The organism is Paraburkholderia sp. PREW-6R (genome assembly GCF_039621805.1).
In the GTDB taxonomy this organism is placed as follows: domain Bacteria; phylum Pseudomonadota; class Gammaproteobacteria; order Burkholderiales; family Burkholderiaceae; genus Paraburkholderia.
Genome location: NZ_CP155074.1, coordinates 818649 through 836674 on the forward strand (window position 1 = coordinate 818649; position 18026 = coordinate 836674).

13 protein-coding genes are annotated in these 18026 nt (G+C 63.2%); 9 read left to right on the top strand and 4 right to left on the bottom strand.

Annotated features, from left to right (window positions below; translation table 11 throughout):
• Nucleotides 1-41 precede the first annotated feature (41 nt).
• Nucleotides 42-767 carry a pirin family protein gene (locus AAGS40_RS18910; protein WP_345816305.1) on the bottom strand — a complete coding sequence of 242 codons (726 nt, stop codon included), beginning with the start codon at nt 765-767 and terminating at the stop codon, nt 42-44.
• A 125-nt stretch (nt 768-892) separates the two neighbouring features.
• On the opposite strand from AAGS40_RS18910, the gene AAGS40_RS18915 reads away from it, so the two are divergent.
• Nucleotides 893-1783: a LysR family transcriptional regulator gene (locus AAGS40_RS18915; RefSeq protein WP_345816306.1), complete on the top strand. Its 891-nt coding sequence runs from the start codon at nt 893-895 to the stop codon at nt 1781-1783.
• Between the two features lie 86 nt (nt 1784-1869).
• On the opposite strand, the gene AAGS40_RS18920 is transcribed toward AAGS40_RS18915, so the two are convergent.
• The gene (locus AAGS40_RS18920; protein WP_345816307.1) at nt 1870-2886 is read right to left on the bottom strand and encodes a 1-aminocyclopropane-1-carboxylate deaminase; all 1017 of its coding nucleotides are present in this window, start codon (nt 2884-2886) and stop codon (nt 1870-1872) included.
• 161 nt (nt 2887-3047) lie between these two features.
• Between AAGS40_RS18920 and AAGS40_RS18925 the strand changes: the two genes are divergently transcribed.
• Together AAGS40_RS18925 and katE are read left to right on the top strand one after the other, a co-directional pair.
• Nucleotides 3048-3578 (top strand): Lrp/AsnC ligand binding domain-containing protein, encoded by a 531-nt coding sequence (locus AAGS40_RS18925; protein WP_345816308.1) that lies wholly within the window; start codon nt 3048-3050, stop codon nt 3576-3578.
• A gap of 276 nt (nt 3579-3854) precedes the next feature.
• Nucleotides 3855-5987: a catalase HPII gene (gene katE / locus AAGS40_RS18930; protein ID WP_345816309.1), complete on the top strand. Its 2133-nt coding sequence runs from the start codon at nt 3855-3857 to the stop codon at nt 5985-5987.
• Between the two features lie 173 nt (nt 5988-6160).
• Here the strand turns inward: katE and treA are convergent, their stop codons facing one another.
• A complete protein-coding gene (gene treA, locus AAGS40_RS18935) occupies nt 6161-8068 on the bottom strand; it encodes an alpha,alpha-trehalase TreA (protein WP_345816310.1) in 1908 nt (635 codons plus the stop codon).
• Between the two features lie 269 nt (nt 8069-8337).
• Here treA and AAGS40_RS18940 point away from each other — a divergent pair, with 269 nt between their 5' ends.
• The 5 genes from AAGS40_RS18940 (at nt 8338) to AAGS40_RS18960 (ending at nt 15531) form a co-directional block, all read left to right on the top strand.
• On the top strand, nt 8338-11961 hold the full coding sequence (locus tag AAGS40_RS18940) for a response regulator (RefSeq protein ID WP_345816311.1): 3624 nt from the start codon (nt 8338-8340) through the stop codon (nt 11959-11961).
• A gap of 47 nt (nt 11962-12008) precedes the next feature.
• Nucleotides 12009-12854 (top strand): CheR family methyltransferase, encoded by an 846-nt coding sequence (locus tag AAGS40_RS18945; RefSeq protein ID WP_345816312.1) that lies wholly within the window; start codon nt 12009-12011, stop codon nt 12852-12854.
• Between the two features lie 10 nt (nt 12855-12864).
• Entirely contained in the window at nt 12865-13503 is a 639-nt protein-coding gene (locus AAGS40_RS18950) for a chemotaxis protein CheB (protein ID WP_345816313.1), read from the top strand.
• Nucleotides 13500-14627 (top strand): hybrid sensor histidine kinase/response regulator, encoded by a 1128-nt coding sequence (locus AAGS40_RS18955; RefSeq protein ID WP_345816314.1) that lies wholly within the window; start codon nt 13500-13502, stop codon nt 14625-14627. Before AAGS40_RS18950 ends, AAGS40_RS18955 begins: the two co-directional genes overlap by 4 nt.
• Nucleotides 14628-14694: 67 nt before the next feature.
• Entirely contained in the window at nt 14695-15531 is an 837-nt protein-coding gene (locus AAGS40_RS18960) for a helix-turn-helix transcriptional regulator (protein ID WP_345816315.1), read from the top strand.
• Between the two features lie 106 nt (nt 15532-15637).
• Here the strand turns inward: AAGS40_RS18960 and AAGS40_RS18965 are convergent, their stop codons facing one another.
• Nucleotides 15638-16579, bottom strand: a complete 942-nt coding sequence (locus tag AAGS40_RS18965; RefSeq protein WP_345816316.1) for a LysR family transcriptional regulator — start codon at nt 16577-16579, stop codon at nt 15638-15640.
• Between the two features lie 225 nt (nt 16580-16804).
• Here AAGS40_RS18965 and AAGS40_RS18970 point away from each other — a divergent pair, with 225 nt between their 5' ends.
• Nucleotides 16805-18004, top strand: coding sequence for an amino acid aminotransferase (locus AAGS40_RS18970; RefSeq protein ID WP_345816317.1), 1200 nt, complete (start codon nt 16805-16807; stop codon nt 18002-18004).
• Nucleotides 18005-18026 lie beyond the last annotated feature (22 nt).

The following is an 18026-nucleotide window of genomic DNA, read 5'->3' on the forward strand; positions in this document are numbered from 1 at the left end:
TTATGTGTTTCCGGTTCAGCGGATCGTGATGCCCGCGTGACTTACTTCCACAACTCGGACACTTCGTTGTCGCGCAGATCGAATACCAGCACTTCCGCGTCATGGCCTTGTGCGAAAGTCAACGCTTCTTCACCGCGCACTCGCGCGCCATCACCTTCGCCGAGTTCCACGCCGTTCACCGTCACGCTGCCGCGCGCCACATGGACGTAAGCGTAGCGATTGCCGGCGAGTTCGACGCGCGCGGTTTCGTCGCCGTTGAAGAGGCCAGCGTACACACGCGTGTCCTGTTGCACGACGAGCGAATCGTCCGCGCCATCCGGTGACAGCACGAGGCGCAGCTTGCCGCGCTTCTGTTCGTCACCGAAATGGCGTTGCTGATAACGCGGCGTCGTGCCCATGTGTGCCGGTGCGATCCAGATCTGCAGGAAGTGCACGGGCTCGCTCTTTGAATGGTTGTATTCGCTGTGCGCCACGCCGGTGCCCGCGCTCATCAACTGGATGTCGCCCGGGACGATCACCGAACCGGTGCCCATTGAGTCCTTGTGTTCGAGCGCGCCCTCCAGCACGTACGAAAAGATTTCCATATCGCGGTGCGGATGCTTGCCGAAGCCTTGTGCCGGCGCGACACGGTCGTCGTTGATCACGAGCAGGTCAGAGAAGCCGTTCTGCTTCGGATCGTGATAATGCGCAAACGAAAACGTATGACGCGAGCTGAGCCAGCCATGCTCTGCGCGGCCGCGTTGGTTGGCATGTCTGATTTCGAGCATCTTTTTCTCCTTGGGTTGATCCGGTCAGTTGTCTGTCCGCGATCCATGAATGACAGTGTAGTCAATCCAGATGGATATAATCGGTCTGATATCGGAAACACTGTCTCATTGAAGTAGACAATTCTATGCAACTCGACGACATGCGGATTTTTGTCGCAACGGTCGACGCCCGTAACTTCACCGCGGCGGCACATCGGCTCGCGCTCTCGAAGCAGTTCGTCAGCCGCCGCGTGATGGCGCTCGAAGAGACACTTGGTGTGCAACTGCTGATCCGCAACACGCGCAAGCTGGCCGTGACCGACCTCGGGCAGGAATTCTATGAACGAGCGAAGCGCATTCTCGGTGAGGTGGAGGACGCCGAGCAGGCCATGTCGGTTCGGCGCGCCGGGCTACGCGGTCTGCTGCGCGTCAGCGCGCCGATGTCATTCGGCATGACGCACTTATCGCCACTCGTGGCATCGTTCCTGCGCGAGCATGGCGATGTGCGCTTCGATATGGAACTGAGCGACCGTACCGTCGACGTGATCGGCGAAGGCTTCGACATGGCGATCCGCATTGGCACGTTGCCGGATTCCACGCTGATCGCGCAGAAGCTCGTCGACATCAGAATGGTCGCGTGTTGCAGTCCCGGCTATCTGCGCCGGCGTGGCACACCGAAGGCACCGGCGGATCTGGCTCGCCACGCGTGTCTGCTGTATGGTCACGGCGGGGCGGTCAGCTGGGAATTCGTGGTGGACGGCGTGGTGAAGAACGTCGAAGTCAACGGGCCGCTTCGGGCCAACAATGGCGAACTGATCCGGGACGCCGCGGTGGCCGGTCTCGGTATCGTTCGGCTTCCTGATTTTATTGTCGAGAACGCGCTGAAGGCGGGGCAGCTCGTTCCTGTGCTCGAAGCGTTTCTGCCACCGGCTGTGAGCGTGTACGCGGTTTATCCGCAGCACCGGCAAACTTCGCTGACGATCCGCGCGTTCGTGGAGTTCTTGCGCGAGCAATTGCCAAAGAAGTGGATCGCCTGAAGGCGCGCCACTTCCTTGTTATCGTCGAACCCGGTGTGACTGCTTCACCGGCTCGCCGCTGACGCGCGACTTAGACCGGCCGCTACTCAGCCGTTGCGGAAAATAAAGCTGTAGCCATTGAGCGCCGGCACGCCACCGAGATGGGCATACAGTACCCGTGAACCAGCGGGAAATTCGCCGTTGCGCACCATCTCGATCATCCCGTGCATCGACTTGCCTTCATAAACGGGATCCGTGAGCACGCCTTCAAGCCGCGCGCACAAGCGGATCGCATCGAGCGTACCGTCGTTCGGCAGACCGTATTCCGGACCGGCGAAGCGCTCGTCGAGCACCACATCGCGCGCGACGATATCGCGCCCGAGGTCCACTTGCTTTGCCGTCTGCTGGGCGATTCGTGTTATCTGCTCACGCGTTTGCGCGGGTTTCGCAGAGGCGTCGATACCGATCACGCGATCAGCGCGCCCGTCGGCGGCAAATCCGACCACCATACCCGCCTGCGTGCTACCGGTTACGGAACACACCACCACGTAGTCGAATCTGAAGCCGAGTTCAGCTTCCTGCTGCCGCACCTCTTCTGCAAAGCCGACAAAGCCCAGTCCGCCGAGTGGATGGTCCGAGCAACCTGCCGGAATCGCATACGGCCTGCCGCCTGCCGCGCGCACGCTTTCCAGCGCGTCTTCCCAACTCTTGCGAAAACCGATGTCGAAGCCATCCGCGACGAGGCGCACGTCCGCGCCGAGAATGCGCGACATCTGAATATTGCCGACGCGGTCATAGACAGCGTCCGAGTAGTTGACCCAGTTCTCCTGGACGAGTACGCATTTCATGCCGAGGTGCGCAGCCACGGCGGCAACCTGGCGCGTCTGGTTCGACTGGATGCCGCCAATGGACACCAGCGTGTCGCAACCCTGTGCGAGCGCTTCAGGAATCAGATATTCGAGCTTGCGGGTCTTGTTGCCGCCGAAGGCAAGGCCGCTGTTGCAGTCCTCGCGCTTTGCATACAGATGGACGTGGCCGCCGAGATGGTCGCTGAGCCGTTTCAGAGGCTGGATCGGCGTGGGTCCGAAAGTGAGCGGGTAGCGAGGGAATCGTTGCAGGTTCATGGCGGCTCCGGGTGAATTGATGGGCGCGAGTGGTCTATGGATCGCGTTGCAAAACATGGTAGGTAAAAGCGCCGGAAATGAGCTTGCGAAAAAAATGGGTTAGACGTACTTTTAAAATTGTCCAGAACAGTACGGCCTAATAAAACAAGGCTTGAAAGACCATGAGCGCAACAAAATTTCGCCGTGCGATAAGTGCGGCGACTCCGCTTGCCGCCCGTCCGGGTAATGCACTGCAATCGCTCGATCGCATCGACCGCGCAATTCTGCGGCAGTTGCAGACCGACGCGTCGATCTCCAACGTCGCCCTGGCGGCGAAAGTGAAGCTCAGCGCGCCGGCTTGCCTGCGTCGCGTAGAGCGTCTCAAGGAGTCGGGCCTGATTCGCGGCGTAGTCGCCCTGATCGACCCGAAGGCCGCAGGCGCGGGCATGCTGGTGGTGATTGGCGTGGTGCTGGACCGCTCCACGCCCGAGTCGTTTGCCGAGTTCGAAAAGGCGGCGCAGAAGGTGGCCGGCTGCATGGAATGTCACGTGGTGACCGGCGAATTCGACTACTTCATGACCATCCGCACGCGCGACAGCGAGAGTTTTAACCGTCTGCACGCGGAGCAACTGCTCTATCTGCCGGGTGTGCGGCAGATCCGGTCGTTCATGGTGCTCAAGGAGATCCTTTCGACCACGAAATTTCCGCTCTGATAGCGCAGTCGAAGACTGAGGGCGAGCATGCCGGCACTATGGGGTGCGTCGCAACGCGTGGAGTTCGTACAGTCCGGTCAACGTCCCTCGATCCGCAAGCCGCAGACACGCGAAACCCAGTTGCCGGTGCGCATTTTGTATAAGTGGGCTCCCCAAGGCACGTGTACCGCGGCGCAAGCGCCAGGATTTAACTAGCGGGTACAACGTTTGCTCCCTCTTTCCGCGCGCGAGCCCGGATTCCCCCACCGCCGCGCCCCGAACAAGGAGCAGATTCCCATGGCAGGTAAGACGAACACGAAGCCGGCAGCAGCCAACGCCCAGGCGAAGGCGAAAGCAGACGTGCCGGCGAATGATCTGAAATCGAAGGACCTCCAGCAGTTTCGCGTCAGCCCTGAAGGACAGGCATTGAGAACCAATCAGGGCGTCAAGATCTCCGACAACCAGAACACGCTGCGAGCAGGTCCGCGCGGCCCGTCGCTGCTTGAAGACTTCATCATGCGTGAGAAGATCACGCACTTCGACCATGAGCGCATTCCCGAGCGCATCGTGCATGCGCGCGGCTCGGCGGCGCATGGCGTGTTTCAGGTGTACGAGTCGATGAGCGAGTATACGAAGGCGGCATTCCTGCAGGACCCGTCGGTACAAACGCCGGTGTACGTGCGCTTTTCGACCGTGCAGGGTCCGCGTGGATCGGCCGATACGGTTCGCGACGTACGTGGTTTCGCGGTGAAGTTCTACACCCAGGAAGGTAATTACGATCTGGTCGGCAACAACATGCCGGTGTTCTTCATTCAGGACGCAATCAAGTTTCCCGACTTCGTGCATGCGGTGAAGCCCGAAGCGCCGAATGAAATGCCAACGGGCGGCTCGGCACACGACACGTTCTGGGATTTCGTATCGCTCGTGCCTGAATCCGCGCATATGGTGCTCTGGACCATGTCGGACCGCGCGATTCCGCGCAGTCTTCGCACAATGGAAGGCTTCGGCATTCACACGTTCCGCTTCGTCAACGCGAAAGGCGAAGGACGTTTCGTCAAATTCCACTGGCGTCCGGTGCTGGGATCGTACTCGCTGCTGTGGGACGAAGCGCAGAAGCTGGCCGGCAAGGACCCGGACTTTCACCGACGCGATCTGTGGGAAGCGATCGAGCGCGGCGATTACCCGGAGTTCGAGCTGGGGGTGCAGATCATCGAAGAAAAAGACGAACACAGCTTCGATTTCGATCTGCTCGATCCGACCAAGCTGATCCCCGAAGAACTGGTGCCCGTGAAAATCATCGGCAAGATGACGCTCAATCGCAATCCGGATAACTTCTTTGCCGAGACCGAGCAGGTCGCGTTTCACCCGGGGCATATCGTGCCGGGTATCGACTTCTCGAACGACCCGCTGTTGCAGGGTCGCCTGTTCTCGTACACGGATACGCAGATCAGCCGCCTGGGTGGCCCGAACTTCCACGAGATTCCGATCAACCGGCCCGTCGTGCCGTTCGTCAACAATCAGCGCGATGCGATGCACCGCCAGGCCATCAACGTCGGACAGGCATCATACGAACCGAACTCCGTGAGCGGCGGCTGGCCGAAAGAGACCGAACCGGCTGCGTCGGACGGCGGCTTCGAAACCTATCAGGAGCGTGTGGACGGCACCAAGATTCGCGTGCGCAGCGAATCGTTCGGCGATCATTTCTCGCAGGCCGCGCTGTTCTATAACAGCATGTCGCAACCGGAAAAGGACCACATTGCCGCGGCCTACCAGTTCGAACTCGGCAAGGTGACGCGGCCCGAGATCCGCGCGCGCGTGGTCAACGAAATCCTTGCCAACTTCGACGCGGACCTCGCCGCGCAGGTTGCCGAAGGGCTGGGCTTGCCCGCGCCGAAGAAAGGCACGGTCAAGCTGTCCGGTCCCAAGGATTCACCGGCACTGAGCCTGCTCAATCGTGTCAAGCCCGGCATCAAGACCCGCAAGATCGCATTGCTCGCTGCGCCCGGTTCCGATGGCGCTTCGATCAGGAAACTGCAGCAGGCGTTGCAAGGCGAGGGCGCGGCGCCCATGCTGATCGCGCCGACGCTGGCCGCGATCGACGGCCTCGCACCGGATGCGACGATTGCCGGCTTGCCGTCGATCATGTTCGACGCGGTGATCGTGGTGGGCGGCGACGCCGGTGCGAAGATGCTCGCGCAATCGGGCGACGCGCGCCACTTCGTGCTGGAGGCGTTCAAGCATCTGAAGGCCATTGCGGCGATCGGCGCGGGGCGAGACGTGGTTGCCGCCGCGCACTTGCCGCATGATGCCGACGGCGTGGTCACCGGCGACGACAAGCAGGTCGCCGACGTGCTGAAGAAATTCGTCGAAGTGGCCGGGCAGCATCGCGTGTGGTCGCGTGCCGCGCAGGCCGAATCGGTGCCGGCTTAAGCACGGGCAATGTTGGCTGCGTGTGGCCGCAACGAGCCGCAAATAGCCCGCATGCAGCGCGCACGTAGCGCGCCTGCAGCTTGCACGTAACCCGCGTGTAGGCTGCAGGTGGAAACAGAAAATGGCCGGTTGAGGCAAACCGGCCATTTTCTTTGCGCGTAATGAAAGAACGCTTACGGATTGACGCGCGTGCTTTCGTGCAGACGGTGGCTATTCTTCGGCGCAACGGCGGCGGACGCTGCCGCCGCCGACACACCTGCCGGACCTTCGGGAATGTCGCTCGGCCGCGTGGCTTGCACGGTCTGCGGATAAAGCAGGAGCAGTGCGCGCAGCACCCCGTTGGTCCAGCCAAAGCCATCCTGAAGCGGGTATTCGCCGCCGCCTGCCGAGACGCCGGATGTGGTTGCGTCCACATCGTATTTTTCGACGAGTTTGCCCGTGTGCTGGTAGTACGACACGTTGGTTTTTATCCAGCGTGTCGCAATGGTTTGCGCAAGCGCGGGCTCGCTGTACCGACGCAAGCCCATGACCGCGAGGTATTGCAGCGGCGCCCAGCCGTTCGGCTCGTCCCATTGCTGGCCGCTGTTCACCTGCGTGGTGGCGAGGCCGCCGGGCCGCAGCAATTCGCGCCGCACGGTGGCCGCCACGGTCTTCGCCTGCTGCCGGCTGGCCACACCGGCGTATAGCGGATATACCGTCGCGGCGCTGAGCCGGTGCGTCAGCTTGTGGTTCACGAAGTCGTAGTCGCCGAACGCCTGCATCTGCGGGTCCCATAGCAGGCGGCGGATCGCGTCGGCACGCGTGTTGGCACGCTGCTCCATGTTCTCGGCGTGCGTCACGTCGCCACGCAGACGATAGCCCTTCGCAAGCGTGCGTTCGAGATCGACCAGCAAGCTGTTCAGATCCACCGGGACGAGCGACGTGACATCCACGGTGGCGAGTGTCTTGCCGTCCGCGAACCAGCGCGAGCTGAAGTCCCAGCCGGTCTCGCCGCCCGCGCGCAGGTTGCGCCACAAATCCGCGGAGTCGCGTTGCGGCATCTGCTGCGCGGTAAGTACGTCCTCGCGGTATGACTCGTCGCGTGGCGCTGCGCGTTCGTCCCAGTAGCGGTTGAGCAACGTGCCGTCCTGCAGGCGCACGACATGCCGGTTCGCGTTGCCCGCCGGCAGTCCTTCGCTGCCGTTCATCCAGTATGCGTACTCGCGTTCCAGTTCGGGCAGGTATTGCGCATAGACGGCGTCGCCGTCCCTGTCGGCGACGAGCCGCACCATCTGCGCAAAAAACGGTGGCTGCGAGCGGCTCAGATAGTAGGTGCGGTTGCCGTTCGGAATATGACCGTAGCGGTCGATCAGGGTCGCGAAGTTTTTCAGTTCATCGACGACGAGCGCATGCTGCCCGCTTTCTTCGAGGCCGAGCATGATGAAAAACGAGTCCCAGTAATAGATCTCGTCGAAGCGGTCGCCCGGCACGATGTACGGATACGGCAGCGGCAGCAGCGACGACCACGGGCTCGCCGTTGCATCGGGATCGCGCCGCAGAACATTCCACAACGTGTCGATATGGTCGACCACGTTCTGATTCGGATCCGACACATACGCCTTCGATGCGCGCGCCGGCAACGTGAAGTTGTGCTTCACGAAATCGGCGAGGCTGAAGTTGGGTTGCTGTTTCGCGGCATCGTAGGCCGCGGCGATCTGCGCGGGCGCCGACAGCGGGACCATGTCCGCGAAGGTCTTGCTGTCCGGGTACAAATGCGCGAGTTCCACGTCGCGATAGAGCACGGGATATTGCTCGGACGGCGGCACCGCGACCACCGGCGAGCTTTGCGCGGGCGCTTCGACATGCAGCGCGGCGCGGGTCACGCCGCTGGTCGCGCGCGTGGCGGCTGCGACTGCGGCGGAGGCTGGGACAGCCGGGGCAGCTGGGCCCGACGGCGAAGCGGCACCCGCCGGCGACGCATGCCACACGGCCGTGGCCAGCACGGCGGCCAACGCGACGGCGCGTGCGCAGGTGCGCAATGGTGCGTGCGCGGCGAATTCAGGGGAACAGCGTGGCCAATCGGCATGAAGGTCGAGGGTCATCGGCTAACGGAAAAGAGTGGAGGGTGACGGAGCAGGAGGTGAAGAATTCGCGATGATCTGATTCTTCGCAGGATTGACCCGCGCGGGCTGCGCAAAGTTGCGTCGTCTGGTGATAGCCCCGCCCAGTAAGGCGCAACCGGCTGTAGCAGGTCGCAGGACAGACCTCATCCTGTATGATTACGCCGGTCGCGCCGCATCTCAAAAAAGCGCCACGGAAACCCGAAAAATATTCCGAATCGCTTGATTCGCTACGCCCGAAGACTGAAAAAATGACCGCATCCCAGGCCGTCGACCAGAATCGTTTTCGCAGCATCATTCGCCGCAATATTGCGCTGCCACTCGTAGTCGGTCTCGTCACGATCGCCGTGTTCGTCGGCCTGATCGCTTATCTCGTGTCCACGATGAACTGGGCCGAGCATTCCGAGCGCGTGATCGGCCAGGCCAATGAAATGCTGCGTCTGGCGGTAGACCGTCAATCGTCCATGCGCGGCTTTCTGATTACCGGCGACGAGAAATTCCTCACGCCGTACGAGACGGGCGGCCCGCGCTTCAAATCGCAACTCGACGCGTTGCAGGCTCTCGTCTCCGATAATCCGCCGCAAGTCGCCAAGCTCAAGCAGATCGACGCGATTCAGGACCGCTGGAGCCGCGTGGCCGAAGAGCTGATCGACGCGCGGCGCCGCCATCAGGACTTCCAGGGCGCCGTGTCGACCGGCCGCGGCGCACTCGAATTCGAGGAGATGCGCCACGAATTCGACGATTTTCTCGGCGTCGAACTGGGTTTGCGCCAGCAGCGCGCCGAAGCCACGCACCGCGTCACCACCACGCTCGTGAGCGTGTTTCTGCTGTTCAGCCTGAGCGTGAGCGCGCTGCTCGCATGGATGGGGCGTCGCGAACTGATGAGCCTGTCGTCCACGTATGACGGCGTGTTGCGTCGTCAGGCCGAACAGACCGAGATTCTGCAGCAGCAGGTCTGGTTGCGCTCGGGGCAGCGTCTGCTCGCCGAGAAAGTGGTCGGACAGGCCACGCCGAAACTGGTCGGCCGCGCAATGCTCGATTTCCTCGCCGAATATCTCGACGCTGCCGTCGGCGCGCTCTATGTGCGCGACAAGCAGCATGGCACGTTGCGCCGCATCGCCGCCTATGGCTTCAGCCGCGAGAGCGAACAGGCCGCGGACCGTCATTTCGAGGATGCGGAAACGCTGGTGGGCCAGGCCGCGGTCGCGCGCCGCACGCTGGTTCTGCGCGATGTGCCGGATAACTACATTCAGGTCGTGTCGGCCACGGGCCGCAGCGCGCCAAAGAACCTGCTCATCATGCCGATCGACAACGACGGCCAGGTCAACGGTGTTGTCGAGCTGGGCTTCATTCGCGAACTCGGCCCGCGCGATCAGGAGTTCATGGAACTGATCCGCAGCAACATGGGCGACTTTATCGAAGCCGCGCTGTATCGCGAACGTCTGCAGGACGCGTTGGCGGAAACGCAGCAGCTGAACGAAGAGTTGCAGGTACAGCAGGAAGAGTTGCGCGTGTCGAACGAGGGGCTGGAAGAGCGCGGCCGCGCGCTGATGGAGTCGCAAACGCGGCTCGAGGCGCAGCAGGCGGAACTTGAACAGACCAACGTGCAGCTCGAGGAGTACGCGCAACGGCTCGAACGGCAAAAGTCCGACCTGTTGCGCGCGCAGGACGATCTGGCGGCCAACGCCGAGCGGCTCGAACAGTCGAGCCGCTACAAGTCCGAGTTCCTCGCCAACATGTCGCACGAATTGCGCACGCCGCTGAACAGTTCGCTGATTCTCGCAAAGCTCCTGCAGCAGAATCGTACCGGCAATCTCACCGAGGAACAGGTGCGCTATGCGGAAACGATTCACGCGTCGAACAGCGATTTGCTGGTGCTGATCAACGACATTCTTGACCTGTCGAAAGTCGAAGCCGGTCAGGTCACCGTCGAGCTCGAAACCGTATCGGTTGACGCGACACTGCAGTCGCTCGAAGAAATGTTCCGGCCGATCGCAGGCAACAAGCACCTGCGTCTCACGTTCGACCGCGCGCCCGGCACGCCGGACACGGTCGTGACCGACGGGCAGCGCGTCACGCAGATTCTGCGCAACCTGCTTTCGAACGCGGTCAAGTTCACGGATCAGGGCGAAGTGTCGCTGTCGGTCGCGCCCGCGGCGGATAACCTGCTGCGCATCGACGTGCGCGACTCCGGCATCGGCATCCCGGCGGACAAGCTGGAGATGATTTTCGAGGCGTTCCAGCAGGCCGATGGGTCCACCAGCCGTCAATATGGCGGCAGCGGGCTGGGACTGTCGATTTCACGCGAGTTCTCGCGTCTCATTGGCGGCCGCATCACCGTGGCGAGCGAAGTAGGCAAGGGCAGCGTTTTCACGCTGTGGCTGCCGCTCGACGCCGAGGCCGCACTCGCCGGCTTGTCCATGAACGCAGCGCCGCACGCAGCCGCGCAGTCCGCGGCGCACGCAGCAGCGTATCCGCGCACCGCGGCAGCAAGCCCGTCGCCGATGTTCACGCACAGCCCCGCCTTCCCATCGCAACCTGCCGCGGCTGAGACCACGGCCGAGCCGCTGCTCACGCGCGGCGCGTCGGCCAACGTGCAGCCGGCGGTGATCACGCCCGCGAACGGGCTCATCATTGGCAAGGCGCCCGAGGCCACGAGCGGCCCGATCGCGGACGATCGCGACAACCGCACCCGCGCCGGCCGCCTGATCATCGCGGTCGAAGACGATCTCGCCTTCGCCGAAATCCTGCGTGATCTGACGCACGAGCTCGATTTCGACTTCGTTCATGCAAGCGACGCCGCGAGCGGCCTCGCACTGGTGCGTGACATGCGCCCGGCAGCCGTGCTGCTCGACGTCGGCCTGCCCGACCGTTCCGGCCTAACGGTGCTCGAATGGCTGAAGAACGATCCGCTCACGCGGCACATTCCGATTCACATCGTCTCCGCCACCGATCACGCCGACAAGGCGCTGCACCTGGGCGCAATCGGCTACACGCTCAAGCCGACTGCGCGCAGCACGATGGAGGCCGCGATCCGCCGCCTTGAAGCGCGTTTGCAACAGCGCCTCAAACGGGTGCTGGTGATCGAGGACGACGCGCCGATGCGCGAAAGCATTCGCGCGCTGCTGCAAAGCGAGAACACCGAGATCGTGGCGGTCGCGACACTGGCCGAAGCGCTGGAATACCTCGCGAAATTCACGTTCGATTGCGTGGTGACCGATCTCGCGCTGCCCGACGGCACCGGCTACGACCTGCTCGAACGGCTGGCTGCGAACACCGCGCATGCTGCGCTGCCGGTGATCGTCTACACGGGCCGCATGCTGTCCGACGAAGAAGAGCACCGCCTGCGCCGCTACTCGAAGTCGATCATCATCAAGGGCGCGAAGTCGCCGGAACGTCTGCTCGACGAAGTCACGCTGTTCCTGCATAGCGTGGAGTCGTCGCTCGCGCCCGAACAGCAACGGATGCTGCGCACCGTGCGTCAACGCGACAACGCTTTCGAGGACCGCACGATCCTGCTCGCCGAAGACGACGTCCGCAATATTTTCGCGCTCTCGCACGTGCTGGAACCGCTCGGCGCGAAGCTGCAGATCGCGCGCAATGGCCGCGAGGCGCTGGAGGTGCTGGAGAACGGCCCCGAAGTGCATCTGATCCTGATGGACATCATGATGCCGGAAATGGACGGCATCACCGCGATGGGCGAAATCCGCCGCAATCCGCGTTTCACCCATCTGCCGATCATCGCTCTGACCGCGAAGGCCATGGCGAACGATCGTGCGCGCTGCCTCGAAGCGGGCGCCGACGATTACGTGTCCAAGCCGATCGACGTCGACAAGCTCGTCGCGCTGTGCCGCGTCTGGCTGCGGCAACGGTAGCCGGCGCGCATGCACCGCAGAAAGCGTAACGGAAGCACGGGAACACGATGAGCCGCTCCGAATTCGACGCGCCCCAACGGATCAGCGATTTCGACATCGAGTTGAAACTGCTGCTGGAGGCGATTTACCTCAAGTATCAGCACGATTTTCGCCATTACGCGATGTCGTCGCTGCGTCGCCGTCTCACGCAGGCGCTGGAGGAGTTCGGGCTGCGTTCGCTGTCGCAGATGCAGGACCGCATCATGCGCAGCGGCGACGAATTCTCGCGGCTGTTCCAGTACCTGACGGTGCAGGTCAGCGACATGTTCCGCGATCCGGCGTATTTCCTCGCGCTGCGCGAACACGTGTTGCCGCGCTTGCGCACGTATCCTTCCATCAAGGTGTGGGTAGCGGGTTGCAGCACCGGCGAGGAACTGTGGTCGCTGAAAATCCTGTTCGACGAGGAAGGGCTTACTGAGCGCACGCTGTTCTACGCGACCGACATCAATCCCGACGCATTGGCGCGCGCCGAATCCGGTATCTACTCGCTCGAGCGGATTCAGGGCTTTACGCAGAACTATCTGGCCGCAGGCGGCAAGCGTTCGTTGGCGGACTACTATCATGCGGCTTATGGCGGCGCGCGCTTCGCGGGCTCGCTGAAAGACCGCGTGGTGTTCGCCGATCACAGCCTGTCGACCGACGAAGTTTTCCTCGAAGCGCATCTGGTGTCGTGCCGCAATGTACTGATCTATTTCGATCGCGGCCTGCAGGACCGCGCGCTTGGCCTCTTCGAAAACGCGCTCGTGCGGCGTGGCTTTCTGGGCCTCGGCAGCAAGGAAAGTCTGCGCTTTTCAAGTCATTACCAGGCGTTCGACGAATTCCGTCCGGCCGAACGCATTTATCAGAAACGCTAGTACGCTCATCATGTCACCGTCAATCGTCAAGCCAGCCGTCCATGCGGACCCGAGCGCCGGGGGCGGACGCGCGTTCGAGCTGGTCGTGATCGGCGGTTCGGCGGGCGGTATCGAGGCGCTCAGCGTGCTGCTGGCCGCGTTGCCCGCGCGGTTCGCACCGGCCGTGATGATCGTCACGCATTTGCCGCCCGACTCGCCGAGCTATCTCGTGCAGGCGCTCGCACATCGCTGCGCGTTGCCCGTGCTCGAACCGGACGCCGGCGAGCGCATTTTGCCGGGACGCGTGCATGTCGCGCCACCCGGCTATCACATGCTGGTGGAAGTGGACGGCACAGTGGCGTTGTCCACCGACGCCGCCGTGCGTTTTTCGCGTCCGTCGATCGACGTACTGTTCGAATCTGCGGCCGCCGTGTATGGCGAGCGCCTGCTCGCCATTCTGCTGTCCGGCGCAAACGACGACGGCGCAAACGGCTTGAAGCGCGTGCGCGCGCTGGGCGGCACCGCGTGGGTGCAGGCGCCCGACAGCGCCAGTTCCCCCGAGATGCCACGCGCCGCGATCGAACGCGGCGCGGCCGACTTCATTTACTCTCCCGAAACCATGGCCCGGCGGCTTGCTGCACTGCCGGCCTCTCTCAGAACGATGCCATGACGAACGCACCCGTGAATATCCTGATCGTCGACGACATCGTCCACAACATCACCGCGCTCCAGGCGTTGCTCACGCGTCCGGATGTGGCCGTGCTCGTGGCCGATTCCGGTACCGCGGCGCTCGACCTGCTGCTCAAGCACGAAGTGGCGCTCGCCATCCTCGACGTCAACATGCCCGGCATGAACGGCTTCGAGCTCGCGGCGTTGATGCGCGGCAGTCCGCGTACGTCGCACGTGCCGATCATCTTTCTGACGGCCACCGCGCAGGACGCCTCGCGCACGTTCCGAGGCTACGAGGCCGGCGCGGTCGACTTTCTCTACAAGCCGTTCGACCCGCGCATCCTGCAATCGAAAGTCGATGTGTTCGTGCAACTTGAGCAGCAGAAGCGCCAGCTTGCCGCGCAGCTCGTGACCACGCGCCAGATGCTCGAAGCGAACGAAATGCTGATGGCGGTGCTGAGCCACGATCTGCGCACGCCGTTGGGCGCGGTGCTGGCATCGGCGGAATATCTGATGCGCACCGCCGCGGACGAGCAGTCGGCGGCCGTTGCCACGCGCGTGAAAAACAGCTCGCTGCGCATGGCGCGCATGGTCGATCAACTGCTCAATCTCGCGCGTTTGCAAGGCGGCCGGCTGCCGTTGCAGCCGCGGTCGATCGAACTGGCGACGCTGTGCCGTTCGGTGATCGACGAGTTCGCGTCGCGCGAAAACGGCAAGCGGATCGTGTTCGCGGCGCGCGGCGATACGGCCGGTGCGTGGGACACCGATCTGGTGTGGCAGGCCGTGTCGAATCTGATCAGCAATGCGCTGCATCACGGTGCGCCGGGCGGCGACATCGGCGTGGAAGTAGACGGCGAGTCGAGCGATGTCGTGCGCCTGAAAGTGGCGAATCCCGGCACGATCCCGACCGAGGTGTTTCCCTATCTGTTCAAGGCGTTCGGGCAGAATGGCAGCGGGTCGCGCTCGCGCGAGGGGCTGGGTCTCGGTCTGCACATCGTGCAGGAGATTGCCCGGATGCATGGCGGCAGCGTGTCCGTGCATTCCGACGAAACAGTCGGCACGGCGTTTACGATCGAACTGCCGAGAATGGTCACGTTGCAGCGAGGTTCCTTCACGCGCAAGTAATGCGGCAGTGACGCACTGTGCTACGCTTGCCTGAACCGAATCCACGCAGCGCGAGCCCATCTCCATCATGCGTTTCTGGCGTATTTCTCCGTCGAATCGAAGCGGACAGATCAGCACCGCGCGCGCGAGCGACCTCGTCATGTCGATCTCGCAGGCCGACCCGGACGCGCTCGCGGCGAGCATGCTGAAGACTGTCGGTGACATGTTGCCGGTCTCGCAGTGCACCATCTTCGCGTATGAATTCGACGCACGGCCGCGCACCGTGTCCGCAGCGGATCATCGGGGCGGCCGCTTTTTGCGCGACGTTGCCGATCGCTACACCACGCATTTCTATGCACTCGACGGCAATCGCGCGATCATCGGCAGTCCGCTCAAACGGCGGGCGCAAGACGCGCTGTTGTTGCATCAGCAACAAAGCGAAGAGATCGAGAACGAAGCCTATCGGGCGGCGTGCTATGCGCAGCCAAATGTGTCCGACCGGTTGTCGTTGCTGATGCAACCTGTGGAACGCGTGTGGCTCTCGATCAACCTGTATCGCGATCGTGCTTATGGCATGTTCGGGCCCGGCGAGGTGGAGCGCGTGGAAAGCGTCGCCCCTCTGTTCGCCCATGCGGCGAAGAGCCACTATTCGCTCAACGGTCAGCATCAGCAGGGACCGGCGGCGGCAATGCTCGCGCGTGTGCGGCGGGCATGCCCGGCGCTGACGCCGCGTGAACTGGATGTGCTGCGCGGGACGCTGGAGGGTGCGAGCGCCGCCGAGATCGCGCAGCAGATGGGCGTCAAACCGGCGAGCGTGATTACGTATCAGAAGCGCGCCTATGCGCGGCTTGGGATATCGAGCCAGCGGCAGCTCTTCGCACTATGTTTGCAGCCGGAATGGGGCGTGGATCGAGGCCGAGGATGAGCTGGAAGATGAGCTGGAAGGCGGCAGGGAAGCGCAGCGCCGGGATGCTCGATCGGTAATCAAGGCCAGCAACAGTTCGCGCACAGCAACAAAACGACGCGCCGTCTCAAACGCGCTTACCTCGCGCCTGCGCTTGCGTCTCGCGGTCCCAGCGTTTGAGCCACGGCATCACGAATTCAGCAAAGCCGTCCGCCGGCGGCGACAACGTCCGCTCTGTCGAGCGATACACGCAGATGTCGCGAATCGTTTCCGGATCGACGATCCGTTTCATCACCAGCCCGAATGTGCGCGCGAGGGGCGCCACATAGGCCGGCGCGAGCGTCACCGCGAGTCCGTGCGCGGCGATGCCGAACGCGGTCGTGACGTTGTCCACCACATCGACCGGAATGATGCGCGCCTCGACCGGCAGGTTGGCCAGCATCTGCGCGACCGCGCGTTCGTGGTCGCGGCCCGTGGCAATGATCGGCACCTCGCGCAGATGCCGCCATTGCACGCGGCGGCGCGCGGCGAGCGGATGCGTTGCCGCGCACCACATCACCCACGGGCTCGTGAACGCGGGGTCGCAGCGCACGCGTGAGCCGCTTTGCCGGTTCGGACCGATGGCCAGATCCACGTCGCCACTTTCTACGCGCTCCACCAGTTGCTCGACCACGGTATCGCAAACGCGCACGACGACTTTAGGCTTGTCGCGCGCATATTCGGCGATGGCGGCAGGCAATGCCGTGGCCGCGATCACGAGCGGCGCGCCTACGCGGACGATGCCGGCGGCGCGATTGCGGATGTCGTCAGCGGATTGCGCGGCGGCGCGTACGTGGCGCAAAACCGATTCCGCCGACGACAGAAAATCCTGCCCCGCGCTCGACAGATCGACGCGCCGCGTGGTCCGGTCGAACAGACGGAACCCGAGTTCCGTTTCCAGTTCCGCGAGCAACTGGCTGACGGCGGACGAGGTCAGGCCGAGCCGTTCCGCCGCCGCGCCGATACTGTGCAGATCGACGATGGCGAGAAAGGCTTCGAACTGGCGGATCGTAACGCGTGTGAGGGGCATACGGCGATTCTAAAGAAAAACTTACGAATCGTGAAAAATCGATTGATTGTGTCTGGCGGCCGGATCACCGAGACTTGCCCCAATCGACGCATACCGTGAAACACGCTTAGACTTTCGCATCCGGTTTCGTGCACCGTCGCTCGAACACACCGTTTCGCCTCGCGGCTTGCCGCGCAGCGCCAGGCTCGCCGCAACCGCAATCAGCGTTTCATTGAAGGATTGACGATGTTCGACCACATTCCCGCCTATCCAGGCGACCCGATTCTGAGCCTGAACGAGGATTTCCAGCTCGACCCGCGACCCAACAAGGTCAACCTGAGCATCGGCATCTATTTCGATGACGCCGGCAAGCTGCCCGTCATGGAGGCGGTGCGTCGCGCGGAAACGGCGCTGCTCGACTCGATCGGCCCGCGTTCGTATCTGCCGATGGCAGGCCTTCCGTTGTACCGCGACGCCGCACAGGCGCTCGTTTTCGGCGCGGACAACCCGATGCGCGCGGCCGGGCGGATCGCCACGCTGCAAACCATCGGCGGCTCGGGCGCATTGAAAGTGGGCGCCGATTTCCTCAAGCGCTACTTCCCGGCTTCGCAGATGTGGATCAGCGACCCGAGTTGGGAAAACCATCGCGTGGTGTTCGAGGGCGCGGGCCTGACCGTCAACACCTATCCGTATTACGACGAGCAGACTGGCGGCCTGCGTTTCGCCGACATGGTCGAGACGATCGGCCGTCTGCCGGAGCGCAGCATCGTATTACTGCATGCGTGCTGCCATAACCCCACTGGCGTCGACCTGAGCCCGGCGCAGTGGGCCGAACTGGTGCCGGTACTGCAACGCCGCAAGCTGATTGCGTTCGTCGACATGGCGTATCAGGGCTTCGGCGCGGGTCTCGATGAAGACGCGGCGTGCGTGCGTCTGCTGGCTGACGCGGGCATTGCGTTGATCGTCGCGAATTCGTTTTCGAAGAATTTCTCGCTGTACGGCGAGCGCTGCGGCGCGCTGAGCGTCGTGTGCAGAAGCAGCGAGGAGGCGTCACGCGTGCTCGGCCAGTTGATGTCGACGGTGCGCGCGAACTATAGCAATCCGCCCACCCACGGCGCGCGCCTCGTGGCGAACGTGCTGTCCAGTCCTGCGTTACGCGCGTCGTGGGACGCCGAACTCGGCGGCATGCGCGAACGCATTCTCGCGATGCGCAAGACGATCCACGACGGACTCGCGGGCCGTGTCGACGATGTGATGCGCACGCGCTATATCGCGCAGCGCGGCATGTTCACCTATACGGGTCTGACCGAAAGCCAGGTCGAGCGTCTGCGCAGCGAGCACGCGGTGTACGTGCTGCGCTCGGGCCGCATGTGCGTGGCCGGGCTGAACGCGCGCAACGCAGGCTATGTGGCGTCGTCGATCGCGGCGGTGGTGAACGGCGCCTGAGCGCTGCGTGCAACCTGTTCGT

Coding starts and splice junctions, on each gene's coding strand:
- AAGS40_RS18910 (WP_345816305.1), bottom strand. CDS start 767: ATGCTCGAAATCAGACATGCCAACCAACGCGGCCGCGCAGAGCATGGC.
- AAGS40_RS18915 (WP_345816306.1), top strand. CDS start 893: ATGCAACTCGACGACATGCGGATTTTTGTCGCAACGGTCGACGCCCGT.
- AAGS40_RS18920 (WP_345816307.1), bottom strand. CDS start 2,886: ATGAACCTGCAACGATTCCCTCGCTACCCGCTCACTTTCGGACCCACG.
- AAGS40_RS18925 (WP_345816308.1), top strand. CDS start 3,048: ATGAGCGCAACAAAATTTCGCCGTGCGATAAGTGCGGCGACTCCGCTT.
- katE (WP_345816309.1), top strand. CDS start 3,855: ATGGCAGGTAAGACGAACACGAAGCCGGCAGCAGCCAACGCCCAGGCG.
- treA (WP_345816310.1), bottom strand. CDS start 8,068: ATGACCCTCGACCTTCATGCCGATTGGCCACGCTGTTCCCCTGAATTC.
- AAGS40_RS18940 (WP_345816311.1), top strand. CDS start 8,338: ATGACCGCATCCCAGGCCGTCGACCAGAATCGTTTTCGCAGCATCATT.
- AAGS40_RS18945 (WP_345816312.1), top strand. CDS start 12,009: ATGAGCCGCTCCGAATTCGACGCGCCCCAACGGATCAGCGATTTCGAC.
- AAGS40_RS18950 (WP_345816313.1), top strand. CDS start 12,865: ATGTCACCGTCAATCGTCAAGCCAGCCGTCCATGCGGACCCGAGCGCC.
- AAGS40_RS18955 (WP_345816314.1), top strand. CDS start 13,500: ATGACGAACGCACCCGTGAATATCCTGATCGTCGACGACATCGTCCAC.
- AAGS40_RS18960 (WP_345816315.1), top strand. CDS start 14,695: ATGCGTTTCTGGCGTATTTCTCCGTCGAATCGAAGCGGACAGATCAGC.
- AAGS40_RS18965 (WP_345816316.1), bottom strand. CDS start 16,579: ATGCCCCTCACACGCGTTACGATCCGCCAGTTCGAAGCCTTTCTCGCC.
- AAGS40_RS18970 (WP_345816317.1), top strand. CDS start 16,805: ATGTTCGACCACATTCCCGCCTATCCAGGCGACCCGATTCTGAGCCTG.